Source organism: Aliirhizobium wenxiniae (assembly GCF_019511445.1).
GTDB classification, from domain to species: Bacteria; Pseudomonadota; Alphaproteobacteria; order Rhizobiales; family Rhizobiaceae; genus Neorhizobium; species Neorhizobium wenxiniae_A.
This window is the reverse complement of record NZ_JAEUAN010000010.1, coordinates 124,190-146,505: the sequence shown is the minus strand read 5'-3', so window position 1 is coordinate 146,505 and position 22,316 is coordinate 124,190. Positions and strand designations below refer to the sequence as shown.

Here is a 22,316-nt window from a genome sequence, read left to right as displayed (position 1 = left end):
TCATTCTCCCATGACACTGTTTGGATCGACACTCGGCTCAGGAACGTAGTTGCCGCGAACCGCATCGATAAGATTGAGCACGGCGTAGATCACAGTCACGACACCGCTGACCGGCAGCGCTGCATAGATCAGGCTCATCGGCAGTTGCAGAACAGCCGTATATTGAGACGATGCGATCGTGACCGCGTGCATGCCGCCGACGATCAGAACTGCAACCGCAAAGGCGATGAAGACCAACTGGATAAAGATCTGCAGCCACTGCTTGGCCTTGTCACCCAGAAACTCCTTGAGGAGATCCATCGACATGTGCTTGTTCTGCCCGGCAACATAGGCGGAACCGATCAGCGACAACCAGATGACCAGGAAGCGCAGCGATTCTTCAGAAAACGTGCTGGGATCGTTGAGTGCATAGCGGCTGAACACCTGCCATGTGATGACTAAGATCATTGCCGACAGGAGGGCCATGCATAGCCCCCCTGTGACCCGATCGAGAACGATACGGATTGTGTGCATCATTTTGCCTGACTGCTTGCCGCCCGGATCTGTTCGAAGACCGGGTACTGAACCTTGTTGTTCTTCAGGTCGTCATACATAGGCTGTACGGCCTTCTGGAATTCGGCGATATCCGGGGTGATGAACTTGACCCCGAACTTGTCGGCAGATTCCTTGCGGGCTGCATCGACAGCAGCATTCCACAGGCCCTTCTGGAATTCGGTCGACTCCTTGGCGGCCTCTTCTACGGCCTTACGCTGTTCCGGGGTCAGCTTTTCAAGCGTTCTGCTGCTGATCAGCATGACATCCGGGATGCGGGAATGGACGTCGATCGTGTAGAATTTGGCGACTTCGGCGTGGCGGGCGACCGTCAGCGCGAACTCGTTGTTTTCAGCACCATCGAGAACGCCCTGCTGCAGCGAGGTATAAACCTCGTCCTGGCTCATGGCGATCGGAGCAGCCCCAAGAAGCTGGATCATCCGGATCAGGGTCGGGCTCTGCAGAACGCGGATCTTCAGGCCCTTCAGGTCTGCCACCTTCTCGATCGGCGTCTTGGACGTGTAGAAGCTGCGGGCGCCAGAATCGTAATAGGTCAGGCCGACCATGCCCTGGGCTTCGGTTGCTTTGAAGATCGGACCGGTAATAGCCGGATCGTCCATCACCTTGTAAAAGTGCTCCTGGCCATCGAAGAGATAAGGCACCGAGAACACGCCATAGACCGGCGAGAAGCTTTCCAGAAGCCCGCCGGAGACTTTCGTCATGTCGAGAAGGCCGCCCTGAACCATCTCAACGAGTTCGCGTTCGCCGCCCAGCTGGCTGTCTGGGAACCAGCTAACGGTGATCGATCCATTGGTCTTTTGTTCGACAAGTTCGCCGAACTTGGCCATGGCCTCTTTCGTCGGCGTCGCGTTGCTTGCATAGGCAAAACGCAAGTTGACATCAGCGGCCTCGGCCCCGCCCATGAACATCACGGTGCTGGCGGCCAAAGCCAAGGCAAAAGCAAATTTCTTCATTTTCCTACCCTTTTCTCCTCGGTAAATATAGGCAAGCGATTGTTATCGCTTGCCTTTCAACCTCAAATGTAACTGCGCAGATATTCCGACAGGCAAAGCATCGCCATGGCCTGGCCGTATGGCATCGAGGTCAATTTGATATTGCGGTAAAAATCGAGGTCAGAGCCCATGGCGGTGCCGAAGGACACCTGAAGAAGTTCGCCATCGGCATTGATGTTTTTGATGATGCCCTGCACGGCGCGATCCGCGATGTCAGCATACTGTTCGCCGATGTAGCGCTTGCGGGCCGCCTTCAAGAGACCATAGGCAAAGCCGGCAGTCGCCGATGCTTCCAGATAGCTGGTCTTGTCGTTGACGAGAGTGTGCCACAGGCCTGACTCGTCCTGGAACTCGGCAAGCGCCTGCGCCTGACGCTCGAGCGTGGAAATCAGGTGGCGGCGCAGCGCATCGCCTTCCTTCAGGCCGACGATCTCGATGAATTCCGGGATGGCAATGGTGATCCAGCTATTGCCGCGTGCCCAGAGGGCCTTGGCAAAGTTGTGGTTGCCATCAAAGGTCCAGCCGTGGAACCAGATGCCGGTTTCGCGATCGGCCAGATACTGCGTGTGCAGCAGGAACTGGTATTTGGCTTCCTCGACATATTCCGGACGGTTGAGCAGCATACCGATCTTGGCGAGCGGCAGAACGCTCATCATCAGCGTATCATCCCACATCTGCTGGTCATTGACGCTGTTGTAGACGATGTGCTGCAGGCCGCCTTCACGGGTACGCGGCATCTCATACATCACCCAGTCAGCCCAGCGTTCCAGATAGGGGATGAACGTGTGGTCGCGCGTGTGCTCATAGAGATTGGCGAGCGTCAGGAAAGGCGCGACGGTGTTGATGTTCTTGGTCGGAGTTCCTTCGGCGAGGCGCGCCTTGAACCAGTCATTGATGATTGCAAACGCATTTTTGTCTGCGGTCAGTTCGTAATATTTGAACAGCCCATAAAGACCGATGCCGTGGGTCCACTCCCAACCTGCCCAGCCCTTGGTGTCGATGACCCGGCCATCTTCAAGGCGGAGGAGGAATTCGCCCGTCTCATCTTTAATATTGATCAAATTATTCGTCAGACGATCGATCAACTCACGGACTTCGTCACGAGCGATGAAGCGTTCTTTCTGCTGCAAAAGGGGATGCATAGTCAAAGGTATTTCCCTCCAGAAATGCCGGACCTCCTTGTCCGAACATAAAATCGGAACACAGTTCCATTCCGAAATGACAGGAAACATACAAAAAAATGAAATGCAATGGGAGCTCGGAATTTATCATTCCAAACCTTCCAAACCGCAAGAACTATGTGTTTTCTCGCCTTTTTGCAGCATATTCCGGGAGTTCCCGGATTGACAGCGATAGACAATATTTCCAGAATGCAATTCTATTTTTTCTGGAGCCATATATGTCCGACCCCTCCCGCAACAAATCCGATAATGTCGCTGCGGTTCTAAAAGTCTTCTCGGTGCTCGAAACATTGGCGGAAGAAGGTCGGTCCAGTCTTGGCGATATTGCCCAGCGAGCCATGACCTCGAAGGCCACCACACACCGATTGCTTCAGACCATGGTTGATCTCGGCTATGCCGAGCAGGAAGAGGAAACCGAAAAGTACCGGCTGACCCTCAAACTGTTCGGTCTGGGTGCGCGCACATTGCGCGGCCAGACACAGTTGCTGCAGGTTGCCGATCGCGCCATGGGCATTTTGTCGCGTGAGACCGGCGAGTCGATCAATCTTGGTGTCATGGATGATCGGGAACAGCGCGTAGCCTACATTCATAAATACGACAGCATATATAGCCTGTCGATGAACTCGCCGCTCGGCAAGCGCAACCCGCTGCACAGCACCTCGCTTGGCAAGGCACTTTTGGCATTTCGCGATGAAACGGAAATCGACGAGCGCTTGTCGAAGATGACATTCGAGAAACTGGCACCCAAAACGATTACGGATGAAGCGACACTCCGCGAGCAACTAAACCGCATACGCGAAGATGGTTATTCGGAGGAACTCGAGGAAAGTGAGGTGGGCGTACGCTGCATGGCAGTGCCGATCCGCGACCATCTGGGCAAATCGGTCGCGGCGATCAGCATTTCCTTCCCGCTGTTCCGTTTCGATCCTGCGCGCAAACCCACCTATGTTCGAATGCTTCTGGATGCCGGTCAGACGGCCTCGAAGAGCCTCGGCTTCAGCGGCTGACCGGCCGCTTTTGCGGCCTCATATACCCGATACGTCGACCAGCCCGCGAGGCAAGCGGTTCATGCATTCCGCCCCGCCGGCGGTCACAAGGAACTGGTCCTCGATCATCAAAGCTCCAAGCCCCTGACCGTAGAATGGGGCCTCCAACGCCACAACCATGTTCGGCTCGATGAGCTCCTGGTTATCGGCGGAAAAGAACGGCCATTCCTCAATGCCGACGCTGCCGCCGACTGCGTGACCGAAATGACCGCGGTAATATTCCGCAAAGCCATCCCTGCGCATCGATTGAAGCATAGCGGCATGGACCGAGGCGAAGACATTGCCAGGCCGGATCTGCTCCAGCCCCGCATGAAACGCCGTATCGAGCGCCTTGAACACATCCATAGCAAGCCCGGATGGACGACCGAATGTATAGGTTCTTGCCCCGTCCGAAGAGTATCCGTTAACGAGCGTCCCGACATCCGCCTTGATGAGATCGCCCGGAGCCACAACCGCCGCCATGTCGGCAAGATCTGCGCCGACCGAAATGTAATCCCAATGCCCGCTCAGCGAGAAGCCTCCCTTGGCGGCAGCAGCCTGCGCACCGGCTTTCCATGCCGCCGAGAGTGCCGGCAGGAACACACCCGGCCTGATCGCCTGCGCCATGGCTTCCAAACCCGCCTCTGCCGCGTGAGACGCTTTGCGCAACCGCTCTATCTCCGCCGGATTTTTCACGGCCCGCAGCCGTCGCAGGACCGTCGAGCCGTCCGACCACCGGACTTGCGGAAGTCTGCCTTTCAATGCTTCGAAGTCTGCGGCAGGCATGAATTCGAGATCGACGCCCAGCCGCGCTTCGTTCAGGCCGCGTTCGCGCAAAAGATCGTCGAGAAGATCGAAAACTACAGACCGATCGAATGTTTCCGGGCGCGGCCCTCCGGTTCCCGCGCGGCGGTAGGCCTCCCCGATCTGCTGCACTGTTTCGGCACCCGTCACATCGAGCATATCGATCCAGATGCGATGGGTTCGCACCTCGACATCGGATGCCTTGCTGCGCACCGCCGACGCGGCATGATCGCTGACAATGGCTGCAAGCGTTGCATTTGCATGGGCCGGTACGAGCGCAACCGCAGCTCCGGCCCGCCCCCACATTGTCACCACGCCTGCCGGTGCGCCGATCGCGTAACGAAAGGCCTCAGGCTGGAAGAGTACAAGCGCGTCGATGCCGGCTTCATCCATCAGCCGGGCCGCACGGTTTCTGTCGATATCGCTCATGTCCTGTTCCAATCCCTGATTTATCTGAAGGACTTAGTAGGACTTAAGACGAAGTTCCAGCGCGGAAACAATTTTCTCCGGTGCACCGATCCAGGAGCATCACATTCCCTTCAGGCCGCGCCTTTTTGCCCTCGCCACCCTTCCGATGAGTGGATACTACGCTATGCTTCAGGCGATAAATGATGGCGCTGATCCGCCAGTGAATGAGAGTTTCAAGATGAGCATTTTGACGACCCGTACGGGCTCCCCCCTGAAGAACAGACAGACGAGTGCGCGCAGCGCCATTGCAGCGATCCTTCTTTCCGCCCTGGCGGCAGGATCTGCGCAGGCCGCCGACTTCGACGCGGACGCCACGATCAATATCGGTTCGCTTTACGAGCCGCAGAACCTCGACAATACGGCAGGGGCCGGCCAAGGGATCAACGAGGCCTTCAACAACAACGTCTATGAAGGACTTTTCCGTCTGGCTGATTCAGGCGCCGTGGAGCCGGTATTGGCCAAGGATTTCAAGGTAAGTGATGGTGGCCTCACCTACACATTCACCCTGCAGCCGAACGTGAAATTCCATTCCGGCGATCCGCTGACATCCAAGGACGTGAAATTCTCGATCGAACGGGTCACCTCTGCAGAATCGAAAAGCTCGCGCAAGAACAGCCTGAAGCCAATTGCCAGCATCGAGACCCCGGATGACGCAACTGTCGTCATCAAGCTCTCGTCCCGCTCCATCTCTCTTCCCTACAATCTCAGCTATGTCTGGATCATCAACGATACGGCGACCAACCTGACTTCTACTGAAGACGGCACAGGGCCTTACGAGCTGGCGGACTGGCGCCGCGGGTCGTCGCTGGCACTGACCCGGTTTGACGATTACTGGGGCCAGAAGCCGGATAATGGTGACGTCGTCTTCCAGTATTTCACGGAAGCGACGGCCCTCAACAATGCCCTTCTGACCGGATCCGTCGATATCATCACTTCCGTGCAGAGCCCGGATTCGCTTGCGCAGTTCAAGGACAATGCAGACTTCACGGTCGCCGAAGGTCAATCCACCACCAAACTGCTGCTTGCCTATAACGACCGGGTCGCTCCCTTCGACAATGTCAAGGTTCGTAAGGCGCTGGCCCGGGCAGTGGACGACGCCAAGCTGCTGAAAGCCGTCTGGGGCGATTACGGAACGCTGATCGGATCCATGGTACCGCCGACCGATCCATGGTTTGTCGACCTGACCAAGACCGACGCCTATGACGTCGAAAGGGCCAAGGCGCTTCTGGCCGAGGCCGGCTATCCGGATGGGTTCTCCTTCACCATCGACACGCCGAACTACGACCCGCACCCGATTGCTGCACAGTTCCTCCAGACCGAACTAGCCAAGATCGGCGTGAAGGTGAACATCAACGTCATCACCGCCAACGAGTGGTATTCGAAGATCTACAAGGCGCATGATTTCCAGGCGACGCTGCAGGAACATGTGAACCATCGCGACATCGTCTTTTACGGCAATCCCGATTTCTACTGGGGCTACAACAATCCAAAGGTCGTGGATCTGATCAAGCAGGCTGAAGCCAGCGCAACCACCGATGAGCAGACGGCCAAGCTGAAGGAAGCCAACACGATTATCGCGGAAGATGCGGCGAGCAACTGGCTCTATCTCTATCCGCAGATCGTGGTTGCGGCAAAATCCGTCACCGGTTACCCGCTCAACGGCCTGAACGCACAGTTTTTCGCGGGCCACATCAAAAAGGCCGATTGACCTTCGGCCTGCCCTCGGCCAATCGACAATCAGCATTACAAGGCTGGCCGCCCGGCTCTCCGGGCGGCTTTCCCCATGAAAGGCGCGGGTCATTCTCTCCTATCTCTTACGCCGTCTGGCTATCCTGCTCGTCTCCATCGTAATCGCGGCGGCCGTCCTGTTCGTTCTCTTGCGCCTGCTGCCGGGTGATCCTGCCAACGCGCTGGTATCCGTCGGCGCCGACCCCGAACAGATCGAGGCTGCACGCCGCCAGGTGGGCTCAGACCTGCCGCTTTCCGAGCAATTCATTCGCTTCGTCTCCAGTCTCGCCCGCTTCGATCTCGGCACGTCCTTCGTCAGCCACACGCCCGTCCTGCCGGAGATCGGCAAGCGACTGGCCGTAACTGTACCGTTGACGCTGATGGCCTTCCTTCTGGCGATTGCGATCGCACTGCCGCTCGGCATCATTGCAGCGGTCAAGTCAAACCGCTGGTATGGCTCGCTGATATCGGTGATCTCTCAGTTCGGCATTGCAGTGCCGGTGTTCTGGATCGGCATCCTTCTGGTCACAATCTTCGCAGTCAACCTCAGGCTGTTCCCATCCGGCGGCTTCCCTCCACGTGGTTGGCTGCGACCCGAGGCAGCGTTTGACGCTCTTGTCCTTCCTGTCATCACCATTGCCATCGTCATGTCTGCATCGCTGATCCGCTATGTACGCTCCGCCACCCAGGATGTGCTGGGCAGCGATTACCTGCGGACCGCCCGCGCACTTGGCGCGAGCTTCACCGGGGCACTGATCCGCCATGGTATCCGCAACGCGTCCGTGCCAGTCATCTCCATCCTCGGCATAGAGCTCGCCTCGACCCTTCTCGGTGCGGTCGTGGTCGAACGCGTGTTTTCACTGCCCGGTCTCGGCTCGATGCTGCTTCTTGGCATAGAACAGCGTGACTATCCCAATGTCCAAGGCGTGTTGTTCGTCTCCACCCTGCTTGTCCTCCTTGTCGGCTTCTTCGCCGATCTGGCTCAGCGATTGATCGATCCGCGCCTGAGAGACCGTAGCGGAGGAGCGGCGCGATGAGCGATACCAACACCATCATTGCGTCATCGGAAGGTCGAAAACGCCGTTCCTGGACATTCACGATCGGTGCCATCATCGTTGGCCTGCATCTCGCAATCGGTCTCATGACACTGGTCTGGACGCCTTACGATCCCGCCGCCCTGTCGGGCGGGCGTTTGGAAGCCGTGTCATTCCTGCATCTCGCGGGAACCGACAGGCTCGGCCGCGATCTCTTTTCGCTGATCATGACCGGCTCGCGCATAGCCTTGACCGTCGGCACCGGCGCGATCGTTATCGGCGGTTTGATCGGCATGACGATCGGATTGCTTGCTGCCTTTGCGTCGAAGACGCTGGATGATGTGCTGGCGGCAGGCCTCGATATCCTAATCGCCTTTCCGACGCTGCTGCTCGCCATGCTGATCGTCGCCGCAAGCGATGGCGCCAGCCTGCAAACCGCGATCGTCGCAATCGGCGTCGCCAATTCCGCTATCGTCGCGCGGCTGACACGGATCCTCACCAAGCGCGTACTCGCAATGGACTATATCACCGCTTCGCGGATATCGGGCACCTCATGGATCGGTGTCATCCGGATTCACATTCTGCCCAACATATGGCCGACCCTGCTCGTCAATCTGGCCCTTCAATTCGGCCTCGCGGTTATTGCCGAGGCCTCGCTTTCCTATCTCGGCTTGGGCGCGCCGCCGCCGAACGCGTCCTGGGGCAGGCTGCTACAGGAAGCCCAGGCAACAGTTTACACGGCCCCGATCGGGGCCATCGCGCCGGGTATCGCGCTCGTGTCCCTGGTGATTGGCATCAACCTTCTCGCGGACGGCCTGCGCGATCTCGCCGATCCGACCCGCAGGAGCCGCCGATGACCCCGCTGCTTGACATTCATGGCCTTTCAATCCGAACCGGCGAAAAATCCTTGGTCACGGATCTCTCCTTTTCCCTCTCACCCGGCGAGCGCCTCGGCCTCATCGGTGAATCCGGCTCCGGAAAATCGCTGACAGCCCTTGCAGCGATCGGCCTTTTGCCGGATGCGCTGAAGGCCTCGGGATCGGTTCGGCTTGATGGCCGACAGGTGATTGGCGCGCGCGATCGTGATCTGGTGCCTCTGAGGGGGACCGCCGCCGCTGTCGTATTTCAGGAACCGCTTACCGCGCTCGATCCCTTGATGAAGATCGGTCGACAGGTCGGTGAGGCGGTCAAACGTCGCGCAACACGTGACCGAGGAGCGACCGACAAGGCGAGCATCACACGCAAAGTGCGAGCCTTGCTCGATCAGGTCGCATTGCCGGATCCCGATCGTATCATCAATGCCTGGCCGCACGAGATCTCCGGCGGACAGCGCCAGCGTGCAGCAATCGCGATGGCGCTTGCCTGCAAGCCCAAGCTGCTGATCGCCGACGAGCCGACAACCGCGCTGGATGTGACGACGCAGGCCGAAATCCTTGCATTGCTGGCGCGCCTTGTCAGCGAACGGGACATGGCGCTGCTGTTCATCAGCCACGATCTGCCGGTCGTCGCTGGAGCAGTGGACCGGCTTGTGGTGATGCAGCATGGCCATATCGTCGAGACCGGCCTGGTGGGCGATGTGTTCAACCAGCCGAACCATCCCTATACGCAAAGTCTCGTCGCGGCAGCACGTGCATTCGATGACGCATTGGAGATCGCCGAATGAGCCTCATCGACGTCAGGAATGTATCCTTTTCCTACACCCGACACCACAAGACCCTTCACGACGTGAACCTCGCTCTCGAGAGAGGTCGCAATCTCGGCATCGTCGGTGAATCCGGCTCCGGCAAGACGACGCTGCTGCGCATTCTGCTCGGCCTCAATCAGCCGACGGCTGGAGAAGTCAGCTTTGAAGGTAGCCGGCTCAACCTCAAGAACCGGGAGTTCATGCGGCGCTTCCGCTCCGGCGTACAGGCCGTTTTTCAGGATCCTTATTCGTCACTGGATCCACGCCAGCGCGTTTTCGACATCATCGCAGAACCTCTCCGTTCATTAGGAATTGAGGCGGACAGAAAGGCAGCCATCCTGCAGGCCCTGTCAGCCGTAGGATTGAGCGCCGATGCCGCGGAGCGCTATCCGCATGAATTTTCAGGCGGCCAAAGGCAGCGTATCGCGATCGCCCGTGCGATCGTATCCCGGCCGGATGTGATCCTTGCAGACGAAGTGGTCAGCGCACTGGATCTCTCGACGCGCATCCGCATCGTCGGGCTGCTGAAGGAACTGTCGAAAACGACGACCTTCGTGCTGGTATCGCACGATCTGAGCCTGGTATCGTCCCTTTGCGAGGATGTGATCATTCTGGAACGCGGCCGCATCGTCGAGAGCGGCAAGACGCAGGCAGTTCTGGCCAACCCCGGCCATCCCTATACACGCACCCTGTTGGCAAGCATCCCGCGAATGCCGAGTGAAGCGAAAACGCCTTAGCCTTCAATCAATAGGCAGGCATCATCACAAGTTGCGGGCGATGACCAGGCGCTGCACGTCGCTGGTCCCCTCGTAGATCTGGCAGATGCGGGCATCGCGGTAGATCCGCTCGACGGGGTAGTCGCTCATGTAACCGTAGCCGCCATGGATCTGGATCGCATCGGAGCAGACGCGTTCGACGATTTCCGATGCAAAGAGCTTCGCCATAGAGGCCTCGGATAGACACGGCATTCCGGCCTCCCGCAATGCAGCCGCGTGCCAGACGAGCTGCCGGGCCGCTTCTATCTGCGTTGCCATGTCGGCCAGCCGGAAGGCGACGGCCTGGTGATCGAAGATCGGTTTGCCGAAAGCCTTTCTCTCGCGGGCGTAATCGCGTGCCGCCTCGAAGGCCGCCTGCGCCATGCCGACCGATTGCGCCGCAATTCCGATCCTGCCCCCCTCCAGATTGGCAAGCGCGATCCGGTAACCCTCTCCCTCTTCGCCGAGCCTCAAGTCCGCAGGGATGCGCATCTCGTTAAAGGCGATCTGGCAGGTGTCGGATGAATGAAGGCCGAGTTTCTCCTCGACGCGGATCACCTCGTAGCCGGGCGTATCTGTCGGAACAATGAAAGCGGTTATGCCCTTCTTGCCTGCATCGGGATCGGTGACTGCAAAGACGATGATCATCTGCCCGTTCTTGCCCGAAGTGATAAACTGCTTTGCGCCGTCGATCACGTAATGATCGCCGTCGCGCCGCGCACGTGTCTTGAGGTTCGAGGCATCGGAACCGGCTTGCGGCTCGGTCAGTGCAAAACCGCCGATCCATTCGCCGGACGCAAGACGCGGCAGAAAGCGCTCCTTCTGTTCTTCGGTCCCGAATTTGAGGATCGGCACGCAGCCGACCGAACTGTGGACACTCATGATCGTCGAGCAAGGTCCGTCGCCAGCCGCGATCTCTTCGACAGCCGCCGCATAGGCGAGCACACCGGTATCCGATCCGCCATAAGCTTCCGGCACCAGCATGCCGAGCAGTCCGAGCGCACCCATTTCCTGCAATTCCTCGCGCGGAAACCGGTGTTTGCGGTCCCGTTCCGCAGCACCCGGCGCCAACCGCTCGCGGGCAAAACTGCGGGCCATTTCGCGGATCTGCTGCTGAAGCTCCGAAAGGATCATCGGTCGTCCTCCCCTCAGGACCGTTCGATGGCGATGGCCGTCGCTTCGCCGCCGCCGATGCAAAGCGCGGCCATGCCGCGCTTCAGGTCATAGCGCTCCAGCGCCGCAATCAGCGTCACCAGAATACGCGCGCCGGAGGCGCCGATCGGATGGCCAAGCGCACAGGCGCCGCCATGCACATTGACCCTGTCATGCGGCAAGTCGAGATCTCGCATCGCCGCCATGGCGACGACCGCAAAGGCCTCGTTGATCTCGAACAGGTCGACATCGGAAAGCGGCAGGCCCGTCCGGTCGGAGAGTTTCTGCAAGGCGCCAATGGGTGCTGTGGCAAAGAGCGCCGGTTCCTGCGAGTGCGTGGCGTGGCCGATAATCGTCGCGCGCGGCGCAAGCCCCCGGCGTACAGCCTCCGAACGCCGCATCAACACCAGCGCCGCCGCGCCATCCGAGATCGAGCTGGAATTGGCAGCCGTCACCGTACCACCGTCGCGGAAGGCAGGTTTCAACATCGGGATCTTGTCGGGTTTGGCCTTGCCGGGCTGTTCATCCCGATGCGCCACCTGCTGGGTTCTACCGGATTTGACCGGGACCGGAACGACCTCCCCGTCGAACCAGCCTTCCGCGATCGCTTTCTGCGCCCGCATGAGGGAGGTGACGGCATATTCGTCCTGCGCCTCGCGGGTAAACTGGTATGCCTCGGCACAGTCCTCGGCAAAGGTGCCCATCAGCCGCCCCTTGTCATAGGCATCCTCTAGCCCATCGAGAAACATATGGTCGAGCACGCGGCCATGCCCCAGCCTGTATCCGCCCCGCGCCCGGTCCAGAAGATATGGCGCATTGCTCATGCTCTCCATGCCGCCGGCGACCGCGACCGCGGCACTGCTGGCAGCGATCAGGTCATGGCTGATCATCACCGCCTTCATGCCCGAGCCGCACATCTTGTTGACCGTCGTCGCACCCGCAGCAAAGGGAAGGCCGGCATGGATCGCCGCCTGCCGCGCCGGCGCCTGCCCTTGCCCCGCTGGAAGCACGCAGCCAAAGACGACTTCGTCAACCGCATCCGCCTGTACGCCGCTTCGTTCAACGGCGGCGCGAATGGATGCCGCACCGAGATCTGCTGCGGTCGCGTCCTTCAATTCGCCCTGAAAGCCGCCTATCGGCGTGCGGGCCGAACCGACGATGACGACGGGATCCTGCAATCGCATCTTTCCTCCTATGTGCGCCAATCAGCGCCCACCCATCCGGATTGCGCCGTCGAGGCGAATGACTTCGCCGTTCAGCATGGTGTTTTCGAGAATTTGGCGAACCAGCGCCGCAAACTCGGACGGCTTCCCGAGCCGCGGTGGAAACGGCACGCAGCTACCGAGCGCATTACGCACTTCCTCCGGCATGGCCGCCATCATCGGCGTTTCGAAAACGCCCGGCGCTATGGTCATGACGCGAATGCCGTAACGCGCCAGTTCACGGGCGATCGGCAGCGTCATCGCCGCAATGCCGCCCTTGGAGGCCGCATAGGCAGCCTGCCCGACCTGCCCGTCGAAGGCCGCGATCGACGCCGTATTGACGATCACGCCGCGCTCGCCCTCGGCATCGGGTTCGCCATCTTTTATCGCATTGGCCGCAAGCCTGAGCAGGTTGAAGGAGCCGACCAGATTGACATTGATCGCCCGAGCAAAATTTTCGAGTTCATGCGGCCCTTCGCGGCCGATCACCTTCTGCGCCGGTGCAATGCCGGCACAATTGACCAGCCCGCGCAGATTACCGAAGGTTTCCAGCGCCGCAGCCACAGCCGCTTCGCCATCCCCAGCGCTGGTGACGTCGGTGCGGACGAAAGACACGCGACCAGCAAACTCCTCAGCGATCCCGTCACCCTTGTCACGGTCGAGGTCGGCGATCATCACGCGCCCACCAGCCTCGGCCAGCATGCGCACTGTCGCGGCGCCAAGACCGGAACAGCCGCCGGTAACGATGAACCCGACATCGCGGATCAGCATTTATCATTCCTCCCTTGCCTGCACGCTCCTCAACCCGCATGGCAGATCGCACTTTATAAGCTTTCACTGTTGCAAGCGATGACGGAAGTGATCCATAATTTTGGCCAGTTTTGCCACATAGGCTGAAGTGATGGCCGAGTCCGAACGACATATGATCGCCCCGAGCTTTGTCGAGGAAGCCCTCGACAGCCTGAGGCGTAGCGGGCGTCCAACCGAGCCGTTGCTCAAGGAGCTCGGTCTGCCACCCGTCGTCACCGAACCGGTTTCGGCACAGACATTCGGGCAGTTGTGGCTGGCGATCGCCGCCGAACTGGACGACGAATGTTTCGGCCTCGGCGCCCGGCCGATGCAGCGCGGCAGTTTTACCCTTCTCTGCCACTGTGTGCTGCATGCCCCGACGCTGGAGCGGGCATTGCGGCGGGCGCTGCGCTTTCTCAACCTCGTTCTCGGTGAACCAACGGGCCGGCTTGTGGTCCATGACGGGATCGCAGAAGTCCAGCTGAGCGACGACGGAGAGCCGCGATCCGCCTTTGCCTATCGCAGCTACTGGATCATCCTGCATGGACTTATCTGCTGGCTGGTCGGGCGGCGCATCCCGATCCGGCTTGTCGATTTCCGCTGCGCCGAGCCGGAACAGAGCGCCGATCATCGGCTCTTCTTCGGCGCACCCATCCGTTTTTCGCAATCGGTCAGCCGGCTTGGGTTCGACGCCGCCATGCTGGCCCTGCCGATCTCGCGCAACGAGCAGCAATTGCGGCAGTTTTTGCGTGGAGCGCCGGCAAACATTCTGTTGCGTTATCGATATGACGCCGGAACGGCCGCGGCGGTCAGGCGGCGGCTCACCCAAAATGGCCCCGCCGACTGGGCAAGCTTTGCGACGCTCGCCAACGACATGCGCATGTCGTCTTCGACGCTTCGCCATCGCCTGCATGACGAAGGCCAGAGCTACGCCGGCATCAAGGACGAGATCCGCCGCGACCTCGCTTGCGGAATGCTGACCAATACGGCTGAGACCGTCAGTGAGATCGCCACTCGTCTCGGTTATTCCGAACCGAGCGCCTTCTACCGGGCATTCAGGAAATGGATGGGGCAAAGCCCCGAAGCCTTTCGAAAAAGTCAGATGAGCCTGTAGCCGGCTCGTCTATGGCAAAACTGGCCGAATAATCACAGCAGTTCTGTCATGGCTTGCCATTGGCGCTGCGAATACCATTCTTTTCTAATCGACACGCCTTTGAGGAGAGGCAGGTCGATCGGGAGGAAATATGGTAAAGCAAGGTCATCTGAGCCTGCACGTGCCGGAGCCTGCAGTGCGTCCGGGCGGACAGCCCGATTTTTCCAACGTGAAGATTGCGAGAGCCGGTGCCGTACCGCGCCCGAACGTGGATGCGGCAGCCGAGGACATTCGCGATCTCGCCTATTCGATCATCCGCGTGCTGAACCGGGACGGCGAAGCCGTCGGCCCCTGGGCGGGTCTCCTGTCCGATGACGATCTGAGAACCGGCCTGCGCCACATGATGACATTGCGTGCCTTCGATGCGCGCATGCTGATGGCGCAGCGGCAGGGCAAGACCTCCTTCTACATGCAGCACCTGGGCGAGGAAGCCGTCAGTTGCGCCTTTCGCAAGGCGTTGAACAAGGGCGACATGAATTTCCCGACCTACCGGCAGGCAGGCCTCCTGATTGCCGACGACTATCCGATGGTCGAGATGATGAACCAGATCTACTCGAACGAAAGCGATCCCTTGCGCGGTCGGCAGTTGCCGATCATGTATTCGTCGAAGGAGCATGGCTTTTTCACCATTTCCGGCAATCTCGCCACACAATATGTGCAGGCCGTCGGCTGGGCCATGGCGTCCGCAATCAAGAACGACAGCCGCATCGCCGCCGCCTGGATCGGTGACGGCTCGACGGCGGAATCGGATTTTCATTCGGCGCTGGTCTTCGCCTCCACCTACCGCGCCCCGGTCATCCTCAATGTCGTCAACAACCAGTGGGCAATCTCGACATTCCAGGGTATCGCCCGCGGCGGTTCCGGCACCTTTGCCGCCCGCGGCCTCGGTTTCGGAATTCCGGCGCTGAGGGTCGATGGCAATGATTATCTCGCCGTGCATGCCGTCGCCTGCTGGGCGGCGGAGCGGGCAAGGCGCAATCTCGGGCCGACGCTGATCGAATACGTGACCTACCGCGTCGGCGCCCATTCCACCTCCGACGACCCGAGCGCCTATCGGCCGAAGACGGAATCCGAAGCCTGGCCGCTCGGTGATCCGGTGCTGCGATTGAAGAAACATCTCATCCTGCGCGGCCTCTGGTCAGAAGAACGGCATGTGCAGGCGGAAGCGGAAATCGCGGACGAGGTGATTGCCGCACAGCGCAAGGCCGAGGAACACGGCACGATGCATGCCGGCGGCAGGCCCTCGGTGCGTGATATCTTTGAAGGCGTCTATGCCGAGATGCCCCCGCATCTGCGCCGCCAGCGGCAAAAGGCGGGATACTGACATGGCCCGGATGACGATGATCGAGGCGGTGAGAAGCGCCATGGATGTCGCCATGGGGCGGGATGAGGATGTCGTCGTCTTCGGCGAGGATGTCGGCTATTTCGGCGGAGTTTTCCGCTGCACGCAAGGGCTGCAGGCGAAATACGGCAAGACCCGCTGCTTCGACACGCCGATCAACGAATCCGGCATCGTCGGCACCGCCATCGGCATGGCCGCCTATGGGCTGAAACCCTGTGTCGAGATCCAGTTCGCCGACTACATGTACCCGGCCTATGACCAGCTGACGCAGGAGGCGGCGCGCATCCGCTATCGCTCCAACGGCGATTTCACCTGCCCGATCGTCGTGCGCATGCCGACCGGGGGCGGCATTTTTGGCGGCCAGACGCACAGCCAGAGCCCGGAGGCGCTGTTCACCCATGTCTGCGGCCTCAAGGTCGTCGTGCCCTCCAATCCCTATGACGCCAAGGGCCTGCTGATTGCCGCGATCGAAGACCCCGACCCGGTGATGTTCCTCGAACCGAAGCGGCTCTATAACGGCCCCTTCGACGGCCATCACGAGCGACCGGTCACGCCATGGTCGAAACACACGCTCGGCGATGTGCCGGATGACTATTATTCGATCCCGATCGGCAAGGCGGAAGTGCGCCGGCAAGGTTCGGCCGTCACGGTGATCGCCTATGGCACGATGGTGCATGTGGCGCTCGCCGCCGCAGAAGATACCAGCATCGATGCCGAAGTGATCGACCTCAGAAGCCTTCTCCCTCTCGATCTCGATGCGATCGTAAAGTCGGTCTCAAAGACCGGGCGCTGCGTCGTCGTGCACGAGGCGACGCTTACCTCCGGTTTCGGCGGAGAGATCGCGGCGCTGGTGCAGGAACATTGCTTCTATCATCTCGAAGCCCCGGTCATGCGTGTCGCCGGCTGGGATACGCCTTATCCGCATGCGCAGGAATGGGACTATTTTCCCGGCCCCGCCCGTGTCGGGCGCGCACTGACCGATGTCATGGAGGCCTGAGCCATGGGCGAATTCACCATCAAGATGCCGGATGTCGGGGAAGGTGTTGCCGAGGCCGAGCTTGTCGAATGGCTGGTGAAGATCGGCGACCCGGTGCGCGAGGACATGACGGTCGCCGCCGTGATGACCGACAAGGCGACGGTGGAAATTCCAACCCCCGTCAGCGGAACCGTGATCTGGCTCGGCGGCGAGATCGGAGACACGATCGCGGTCCGAGCGCCGCTGATCCGGATAGAGACGGAAGGTGGCAGCAACGAGGTCACCGTTCCTGAGCCGGCAAAGGCTGAAGATACCAAGCCCGAGCATGCTGAGCCTGCTGAAAAACCAGCAAAGCCCGCCACGCCTGTAGCCTCACCGGCACCGGCCCTCACCCCTCGCCCCTCACCCGAGATGGACAAGCCGCTTGCCGCTCCATCGGTGCGACTCCTGGCGCGCGACAGCGGCGTAGACCTTCGCCAGTTACACGGAACGGGTCCGGCCGGGCGCATTCTGCGCGAGGATGTCGAGCAGTTTCTTGTCCACGGCAAGGACGCCCCGGCCCCGCAACAGGGTTTCGCCAGGAGGACCTCGAAAGAGGAGATCAAGCTCACCGGCCTTCGCCGCCGTATCGCCGAGAAGATGACGCTCTCCACCTCGCGCATCCCTCATATCACCTATGTGGAAGAGGTCGACGTGACCGCGCTGGAGGAGTTGCGGGCCACGATGAACAGCGCGCGCAAAACCGATCAGCCGAAGCTCACGCTGCTGCCTTTCCTGATGCGGGCGATGGTCAAGGCGGTAACCGATCAACCCGATATCAACGCCACATTCGACGACGATGCAGGCATCCTCACCCGGTCCGGCGCGGTGAATATCGGCATCGCCACCCAGACCCCTTCAGGCCTCACGGTGCCGGTCGTCAGGCACGCAGAAGCGCGCAGCATCTGGGATTGCGCGGCGGAAATGAGCCGGCTGGCGGAGGCCGCCCGGTCCGGTACCGCCACGCGTGACGAGCTGACCGGTTCGACCATCACCATCAGTTCGCTCGGCGCGCTCGGCGGCATCGTCTCGACGCCGGTCATCAATCATCCCGAAGTGGCGATCGTCGGCGTCAACAAGATCGCCACCCGCCCGCTCTGGGATGGCGTGCAATTCGTGCCACGCAAGATGATGAACCTCTCCTCCAGCTTCGACCACCGCATCATCGATGGTTTTGACGCGGCTACCTTCGTCCAGCGCCTGCGCACCCTGCTTGAAACTCCAGCCCTGATCTTCATCGAGGGGTGAGCCATGAAAGAGATTTCCTGCAAGCTTCTCGTCATCGGCGCCGGCCCCGGCGGTTATGCCTGCGCCATCCGCGCCGGCCAGCTCGGCATCGATACGGTCATCGTCGAGGCCTCCAAACCTGGCGGCACCTGCCTCACCATCGGCTGCATCCCTTCCAAGGCGCTGATCCATGCGGCGGAGGTCTTTGATGCAACACGACAGATGGCAGGTGGGCGCGCAGCCATGGGCATTCGCGTCGATCCGCCGTCGATCGATCTTGCCGGGACCATGGCCTGGAAAGACGGCATTGTCGGCCGATTGACCAGCGGCGTCTCCGGCCTTTTGCAGAAGGCGCGCGTAAAAATCGTATCCGGCCGCACCCGTTTTCGCGACGGCAAGACGGTGGAGGTGAACACCGAAACCGGCCAGCAGATCGTTCGCGCGGAAACCGTGGTGATCGCCACCGGTTCCGACCCAGTCGAACTTCCCGCCCTGCCCTTCGGTGAACGCGTCATCTCCTCGACCGAAGCTTTGTCGCTTAGAGAGGTGCCGAACAGGCTCATTGTAGTTGGCGGTGGTTATATCGGTCTGGAACTCGGTACAGCTTTCGCCAAGCTTGGATCTAACGTGACCGTTGTGGAGGCGACGGCGCAGGTTCTGCCGATCTACGATGCCGATCTGGTCAAGCCGGTGACACGCAGGCTGGCGGACCGCGGCATCAGAGTTTTCACCAACACCAAAGCGATCGGGCTTTCCGAGACCGGCGATGCGCTGAATGTCGAAGGACCGGATGGGCAGCAGGAACTGCCGGCTGATCATATCCTCGTTGCCGTCGGCCGCCGGCCGCGCAGCGTCGGGTCCGGGCTTGAAGACCTCGATCTCGATCGATCCGGTCCATATCTGCGTATCGACGATCGCTGCCGCACCTCGATGCGTGGCGTCTATGCGATCGGCGATGTCACCGGCGAGCCGATGCTCGCACATCGCGCCATTGCGCAGGGCGAGATGGTGGCGGAAATTGTTGCGGGGAAAAAGCGCGCCTGGGACAAGCGGTGCATCCCCTCGATCTGCTTTACAGACCCGGAAATTGTCAGCGCCGGTCTGTCACCCTCAGAGGCACGCGCTCAAGGCTATGAGGTGAAGGTCGGGCAGTTCCCCTTCACCGCCAATGGAAGGGCGATGACGATGCTGGACGAAGACGGTTTTGTCCGTGTCGTGGCGAGAGCCGATACCAATCTCGTACTCGGGCTGCAGGCTGTCGGATCAGGCGTGTCCGAGCTTTCGGCGGCATTTTCGCTGGCGATCGAGATGGGGACAAGGCTGGAGGATATCGCTGCTACGATCCACGCCCATCCGACGCGAAGCGAAGCCCTGCAGGAGGCGGCGCTCAAGGCGATGGGGCACGCCCTGCATATATAAAAACAAAGGCTGTCTGGGAGGAGGCCTGATGACCGAGATGGATTTTGGCTTAAGCGACATCGCCCTTTCGATCCGTGAGACGACGCAGCGTTTTGCGCGCGAGCGCATTAGGCTGATCGCAGCCGAGATCGATGCGAAGGATTGCTTTCCCATCGAGCTTTGGCCGGAAATGGGCGCACTCGGGCTGCATGGCATTACGGTTGCGGAAGAAGATGGCGGGCTTGGACTGGGTTATCTGGAACATGTCATCGCCTGCGAGGAGGTGAGCCGTGCCTCGGCATCGGTCGGCCTGTCCTACGGGGCGCATTCCAACCTCTGCATCAACCAGATTGCACGCTGGGCAACGCCTGAGCAGAAGGCGAAATATCTCCCCGGCCTGATTTCCGGAGACCATGTCGGCAGCCTCGCCATGTCCGAAACAGGTGCCGGGTCGGATGTCGTTTCCATGCGATTGCGGGCCGACAGGGTCGATGGCGGGTTTCGCCTCAACGGCACGAAATTCTGGATCACCAACGCGCCTTACGCGCAGACCCTCGTCGTCTATGCCAAGACGGAACCCGATGCCGGATCCAAGGGCATCACCGCCTTCCTGATCGAGAAAGGTTTTGCCGGTTTTTCCATCGGCCAGAAGATCGACAAGGTCGGCATGCGCGGCTCACCGACCGCCGAACTCGTTTTCGACGACTGCTTCGTGCCGCAGGAAAATCTCATGGGACCGCTGAACGGCGGCGCAAAAGTGCTGATGTCCGGCCTCGATTACGAGCGGGTCGTGCTGTCCGGCATCCAGCTCGGCATCATGCAGGCCTGCCTTGATGTCGTGTTGCCCTACCTGCGGGAGCGAAAACAGTTCGGAGTGCCGATCGGCAGTTTCCAGCTGATGCAGGCCAAGGTCGCCGATATGGTCGTGGCGCTGAATTCCGCCCGCGCCTATGTCTACGCCGTCGCCCGCGCCTGCGATGCCGGTAGCACGACAAGGCAGGATGCCGCCGGTGCGATCCTCTATGCCTCCGAAAGCGCCGTGAAGGTTGCCGAACAGGCAATCCAGGCGCTTGGCGGCGCGGGTTATACGAAGGATTGGCCGGTGGAGCGTTTCTGGCGCGACGCCAAGCTGCTCGATATCGGCGCCGGCACCAACGAAGTGCGCCGCATGCTGATCGGCCGGGAAGTGATTGGTGCGGGGGGCAACGGCTGATGCCTCAGATTCGCACCACGCTCGATAGCAACTCCGAAGGCTTCAAGGCAAATGAGGCGCATAACCAGGCGCTTGCAGGGGAACTGCGGGAGAAAGTTGCGATTGCTGCGCTTGGCGGATCGGAAAGCCATCGCGAACGCCATGTCGCACGCGGAAAATTGTTGCCGCGCGACCGGGTGCAGCGGTTGCTCGATCCTGGCTCGCCGCTTCTGGAAATCGGCCAGCTTGCAGCAGGCGGCATGTATGGCGATGAAGCACCGGGGGCTGGGATGATCGCCGGCATCGGAAGGGTGTCGGGCCGCGAATGCATGATTGTCGCCCATGACCCGACGGTGAAGGGCGGCGCCTATTTCCCGATGACGGTGAAGAAGCATTTAAGGGCGCAGGAGATCGCCTCTGAAAACCGTCTGCCCTGCATCTATCTGGTCGATTCGGGCGGCGCCAACCTGCCGCATCAGGCAGAGGTATTTCCGGACCGCGATCATTTCGGTCGGATTTTCTACAATCAGGCACAGATGTCGGCGGCGGGTATCGCTCAGATTGCTTGCGTGATGGGAAGCTGCACGGCGGGTGGCGCCTATGTGCCGGCCATGTCGGACGAGACGGTGATCGTGCGCGGTCAGGGCACGATCTTCCTCGCTGGCCCGCCACTGGTGAAGGCCGCAACTGGCGAGGTGATTTCGGCCGAGGAACTGGGCGGTGCCGAAACCCATGGAAGAAAATCCGGGGTCGTCGATCATGTCGCCGAGAATGACGAGCACGCGCTGCTGATCGTCCGGGATATCGTCGCGACCCTCAATCGCCCGAAGACGTTGGATATCGAGATCGCCACGCCGCGCCCTCCCCTGCTCGAAGCTTCAGAGCTTTACGGTGTCGTGCCGCAGGATGTGCGCACGCCCTATGATGTACGCGAGGTGATCGCCCGTATTGTCGACGGATCGGAACTGCAGGAGTTCAAGCCGCTCTATGGATCGACGCTCGTCTGCGGTTTCGCACGCATCTGGGGCGTTCCGGTTGCCATCCTGGCAAACAATGGCGTGCTGTTTTCGGAAAGCGCCTTGAAGGGCGCGCATTTCATCGAACTTGCCTGCCAGCGCAGAATTCCGCTGCTGTTCCTGCAGAATATTTCCGGCTTCATGGTCGGCGGCAGATATGAGGCGGAAGGCATAGCCAAGAACGGCGCCAAGCTGGTGACGGCGGTCGCAACCGCCTCCGTTCCAAAGATCACCGTGCTGATCGGCGGCAGTTTCGGAGCTGGCAATTACGGCATGTGCGGTCGCGCCTACCAGCCACGGTTTCTTTTTTCCTGGCCGAATGCACGGATTTCCGTGATGGGCGGCGAGCAGGCTGCATCCGTCCTCGCCTCCGTCCATCGCGACGCCGAGACTTGGAGTGCGGCGGAAGCGGAAGCCTTCAAAACTCCGATCCGGCAGAAATACGAAGATGAGGGCAATCCCTATTACGCGACGGCTCGAATGTGGGACGACGGCGTGATCGATCCCGCCCAGACCCGCGATGTGCTGGGCCTTTCCTTTTCCGCAGTGCTGAACGCGCCGATCCCCGAACGCGCGCAGTTCGGCCTGTTCAGGATGTGAGGAGGAT

20 protein-coding genes are annotated in these 22,316 nt (G+C 60.5%); 13 read left to right on the top strand and 7 right to left on the bottom strand.

What is annotated here, in order from left to right; translation table 11 throughout:
- The 3 genes from JNB91_RS14235 to bglB form a co-directional block, all read right to left on the bottom strand.
- The gene (locus JNB91_RS14235; RefSeq protein ID WP_220326172.1) at positions 1-465 is read right to left on the bottom strand and encodes a TRAP transporter small permease; all 465 of its coding nucleotides are present in this window, start codon (positions 463-465) and stop codon (positions 1-3) included.
- A gap of 47 nt (positions 466-512) precedes the next feature.
- On the bottom strand, positions 513-1,505 hold the full coding sequence (locus JNB91_RS14230; RefSeq protein ID WP_220326171.1) for a TRAP transporter substrate-binding protein: 993 nt from the start codon (positions 1,503-1,505) through the stop codon (positions 513-515).
- 62 nt (positions 1,506-1,567) lie between these two features.
- Positions 1,568-2,686, bottom strand: a complete 1,119-nt coding sequence (bglB, locus tag JNB91_RS14225; protein WP_220326250.1) for a beta-galactosidase BglB — start codon at positions 2,684-2,686, stop codon at positions 1,568-1,570.
- A 257-nt stretch (positions 2,687-2,943) separates the two neighbouring features.
- Here bglB and kdgR point away from each other — a divergent pair, with 257 nt between their 5' ends.
- Positions 2,944-3,732: a DNA-binding transcriptional regulator KdgR gene (kdgR, locus tag JNB91_RS14220; RefSeq protein ID WP_220326170.1), complete on the top strand. Its 789-nt coding sequence runs from the start codon at positions 2,944-2,946 to the stop codon at positions 3,730-3,732.
- Between the two features lie 18 nt (positions 3,733-3,750).
- On the opposite strand, the gene JNB91_RS14215 is transcribed toward kdgR, so the two are convergent.
- Positions 3,751-4,983 carry a M24 family metallopeptidase gene (locus tag JNB91_RS14215; RefSeq protein ID WP_220326169.1) on the bottom strand — a complete coding sequence of 411 codons (1,233 nt, stop codon included), beginning with the start codon at positions 4,981-4,983 and terminating at the stop codon, positions 3,751-3,753.
- Between the two features lie 217 nt (positions 4,984-5,200).
- On the opposite strand from JNB91_RS14215, the gene JNB91_RS14210 reads away from it, so the two are divergent.
- The 5 genes from JNB91_RS14210 to JNB91_RS14190 all read left to right on the top strand — a co-directional run bounded on the left by JNB91_RS14210 (position 5,201) and on the right by JNB91_RS14190 (position 10,205).
- Positions 5,201-6,730 carry an ABC transporter substrate-binding protein gene (locus JNB91_RS14210; protein ID WP_220326168.1) on the top strand — a complete coding sequence of 510 codons (1,530 nt, stop codon included), beginning with the start codon at positions 5,201-5,203 and terminating at the stop codon, positions 6,728-6,730.
- Between the two features lie 91 nt (positions 6,731-6,821).
- A complete protein-coding gene (locus tag JNB91_RS14205) occupies positions 6,822-7,787 on the top strand; it encodes an ABC transporter permease (protein ID WP_220326249.1) in 966 nt (321 codons plus the stop codon).
- 104 nt (positions 7,788-7,891) lie between these two features.
- Entirely contained in the window at positions 7,892-8,641 is a 750-nt protein-coding gene (locus tag JNB91_RS14200) for an ABC transporter permease (protein ID WP_430736283.1), read from the top strand.
- Entirely contained in the window at positions 8,638-9,447 is an 810-nt protein-coding gene (locus tag JNB91_RS14195; RefSeq protein ID WP_220326166.1) for an ATP-binding cassette domain-containing protein, read from the top strand. The genes JNB91_RS14200 and JNB91_RS14195 overlap by 4 nt, the downstream gene beginning before the upstream one ends.
- Positions 9,444-10,205 (top strand): ABC transporter ATP-binding protein, encoded by a 762-nt coding sequence (locus JNB91_RS14190; protein ID WP_220326165.1) that lies wholly within the window; start codon positions 9,444-9,446, stop codon positions 10,203-10,205. The genes JNB91_RS14195 and JNB91_RS14190 overlap by 4 nt, the downstream gene beginning before the upstream one ends.
- A gap of 24 nt (positions 10,206-10,229) precedes the next feature.
- On the opposite strand, the gene JNB91_RS14185 is transcribed toward JNB91_RS14190, so the two are convergent.
- The 3 genes from JNB91_RS14185 to JNB91_RS14175 are packed head-to-tail and all read right to left on the bottom strand — an operon-like array spanning position 10,230 to position 13,348.
- A complete protein-coding gene (locus tag JNB91_RS14185) occupies positions 10,230-11,357 on the bottom strand; it encodes an acyl-CoA dehydrogenase family protein (protein ID WP_220326164.1) in 1,128 nt (375 codons plus the stop codon).
- Between the two features lie 14 nt (positions 11,358-11,371).
- On the bottom strand, positions 11,372-12,559 hold the full coding sequence (locus JNB91_RS14180; protein ID WP_220326163.1) for an acetyl-CoA C-acyltransferase: 1,188 nt from the start codon (positions 12,557-12,559) through the stop codon (positions 11,372-11,374).
- A gap of 21 nt (positions 12,560-12,580) precedes the next feature.
- On the bottom strand, positions 12,581-13,348 hold the full coding sequence (locus JNB91_RS14175) for a 3-hydroxyacyl-CoA dehydrogenase (RefSeq protein ID WP_220326162.1): 768 nt from the start codon (positions 13,346-13,348) through the stop codon (positions 12,581-12,583).
- A gap of 130 nt (positions 13,349-13,478) precedes the next feature.
- On the opposite strand from JNB91_RS14175, the gene JNB91_RS14170 reads away from it, so the two are divergent.
- The 7 genes from JNB91_RS14170 (at position 13,479) to JNB91_RS14140 (ending at position 22,309) form a co-directional block, all read left to right on the top strand.
- On the top strand, positions 13,479-14,480 hold the full coding sequence (locus JNB91_RS14170) for an AraC family transcriptional regulator (protein ID WP_220326161.1): 1,002 nt from the start codon (positions 13,479-13,481) through the stop codon (positions 14,478-14,480).
- A gap of 130 nt (positions 14,481-14,610) precedes the next feature.
- Positions 14,611-15,843: a 3-methyl-2-oxobutanoate dehydrogenase (2-methylpropanoyl-transferring) subunit alpha gene (locus tag JNB91_RS14165; protein ID WP_220326160.1), complete on the top strand. Its 1,233-nt coding sequence runs from the start codon at positions 14,611-14,613 to the stop codon at positions 15,841-15,843.
- 1 nt (position 15,844) lies between these two features.
- The gene (locus JNB91_RS14160) at positions 15,845-16,858 is read left to right on the top strand and encodes an alpha-ketoacid dehydrogenase subunit beta (RefSeq protein ID WP_220326159.1); all 1,014 of its coding nucleotides are present in this window, start codon (positions 15,845-15,847) and stop codon (positions 16,856-16,858) included.
- Between the two features lie 3 nt (positions 16,859-16,861).
- Complete coding sequence (locus tag JNB91_RS14155; RefSeq protein ID WP_220326158.1) at positions 16,862-18,124, top strand: dihydrolipoamide acetyltransferase family protein; 1,263 nt, start codon at positions 16,862-16,864, stop codon at positions 18,122-18,124.
- A gap of 3 nt (positions 18,125-18,127) precedes the next feature.
- A complete protein-coding gene (gene lpdA / locus JNB91_RS14150) occupies positions 18,128-19,522 on the top strand; it encodes a dihydrolipoyl dehydrogenase (RefSeq protein WP_220326157.1) in 1,395 nt (464 codons plus the stop codon).
- A 28-nt stretch (positions 19,523-19,550) separates the two neighbouring features.
- Complete coding sequence (locus tag JNB91_RS14145; protein WP_220326156.1) at positions 19,551-20,714, top strand: acyl-CoA dehydrogenase family protein; 1,164 nt, start codon at positions 19,551-19,553, stop codon at positions 20,712-20,714.
- The gene (locus JNB91_RS14140; RefSeq protein WP_220326155.1) at positions 20,714-22,309 is read left to right on the top strand and encodes a carboxyl transferase domain-containing protein; all 1,596 of its coding nucleotides are present in this window, start codon (positions 20,714-20,716) and stop codon (positions 22,307-22,309) included. The genes JNB91_RS14145 and JNB91_RS14140 overlap by 1 nt, the downstream gene beginning before the upstream one ends.
- Positions 22,310-22,316 lie beyond the last annotated feature (7 nt).

Coding starts and splice junctions, on each gene's coding strand:
- JNB91_RS14235 (WP_220326172.1), bottom strand. CDS start 465: ATGGCCCTCCTGTCGGCAATGATCTTAGTCATCACATGGCAGGTGTTC.
- JNB91_RS14230 (WP_220326171.1), bottom strand. CDS start 1,505: ATGAAGAAATTTGCTTTTGCCTTGGCTTTGGCCGCCAGCACCGTGATG.
- bglB (WP_220326250.1), bottom strand. CDS start 2,686: ATGCATCCCCTTTTGCAGCAGAAAGAACGCTTCATCGCTCGTGACGAA.
- kdgR (WP_220326170.1), top strand. CDS start 2,944: ATGTCCGACCCCTCCCGCAACAAATCCGATAATGTCGCTGCGGTTCTA.
- JNB91_RS14215 (WP_220326169.1), bottom strand. CDS start 4,983: ATGAGCGATATCGACAGAAACCGTGCGGCCCGGCTGATGGATGAAGCC.
- JNB91_RS14210 (WP_220326168.1), top strand. CDS start 5,201: ATGAGCATTTTGACGACCCGTACGGGCTCCCCCCTGAAGAACAGACAG.
- JNB91_RS14200 (WP_430736283.1), top strand. CDS start 7,892: ATGACACTGGTCTGGACGCCTTACGATCCCGCCGCCCTGTCGGGCGGG.
- JNB91_RS14195 (WP_220326166.1), top strand. CDS start 8,638: ATGACCCCGCTGCTTGACATTCATGGCCTTTCAATCCGAACCGGCGAA.
- JNB91_RS14190 (WP_220326165.1), top strand. CDS start 9,444: ATGAGCCTCATCGACGTCAGGAATGTATCCTTTTCCTACACCCGACAC.
- JNB91_RS14185 (WP_220326164.1), bottom strand. CDS start 11,357: ATGATCCTTTCGGAGCTTCAGCAGCAGATCCGCGAAATGGCCCGCAGT.
- JNB91_RS14180 (WP_220326163.1), bottom strand. CDS start 12,559: ATGCGATTGCAGGATCCCGTCGTCATCGTCGGTTCGGCCCGCACGCCG.
- JNB91_RS14175 (WP_220326162.1), bottom strand. CDS start 13,348: ATGCTGATCCGCGATGTCGGGTTCATCGTTACCGGCGGCTGTTCCGGT.
- JNB91_RS14170 (WP_220326161.1), top strand. CDS start 13,479: ATGGCCGAGTCCGAACGACATATGATCGCCCCGAGCTTTGTCGAGGAA.
- JNB91_RS14165 (WP_220326160.1), top strand. CDS start 14,611: ATGGTAAAGCAAGGTCATCTGAGCCTGCACGTGCCGGAGCCTGCAGTG.
- JNB91_RS14160 (WP_220326159.1), top strand. CDS start 15,845: ATGGCCCGGATGACGATGATCGAGGCGGTGAGAAGCGCCATGGATGTC.
- JNB91_RS14155 (WP_220326158.1), top strand. CDS start 16,862: ATGGGCGAATTCACCATCAAGATGCCGGATGTCGGGGAAGGTGTTGCC.
- lpdA (WP_220326157.1), top strand. CDS start 18,128: ATGAAAGAGATTTCCTGCAAGCTTCTCGTCATCGGCGCCGGCCCCGGC.
- JNB91_RS14145 (WP_220326156.1), top strand. CDS start 19,551: ATGACCGAGATGGATTTTGGCTTAAGCGACATCGCCCTTTCGATCCGT.
- JNB91_RS14140 (WP_220326155.1), top strand. CDS start 20,714: ATGCCTCAGATTCGCACCACGCTCGATAGCAACTCCGAAGGCTTCAAG.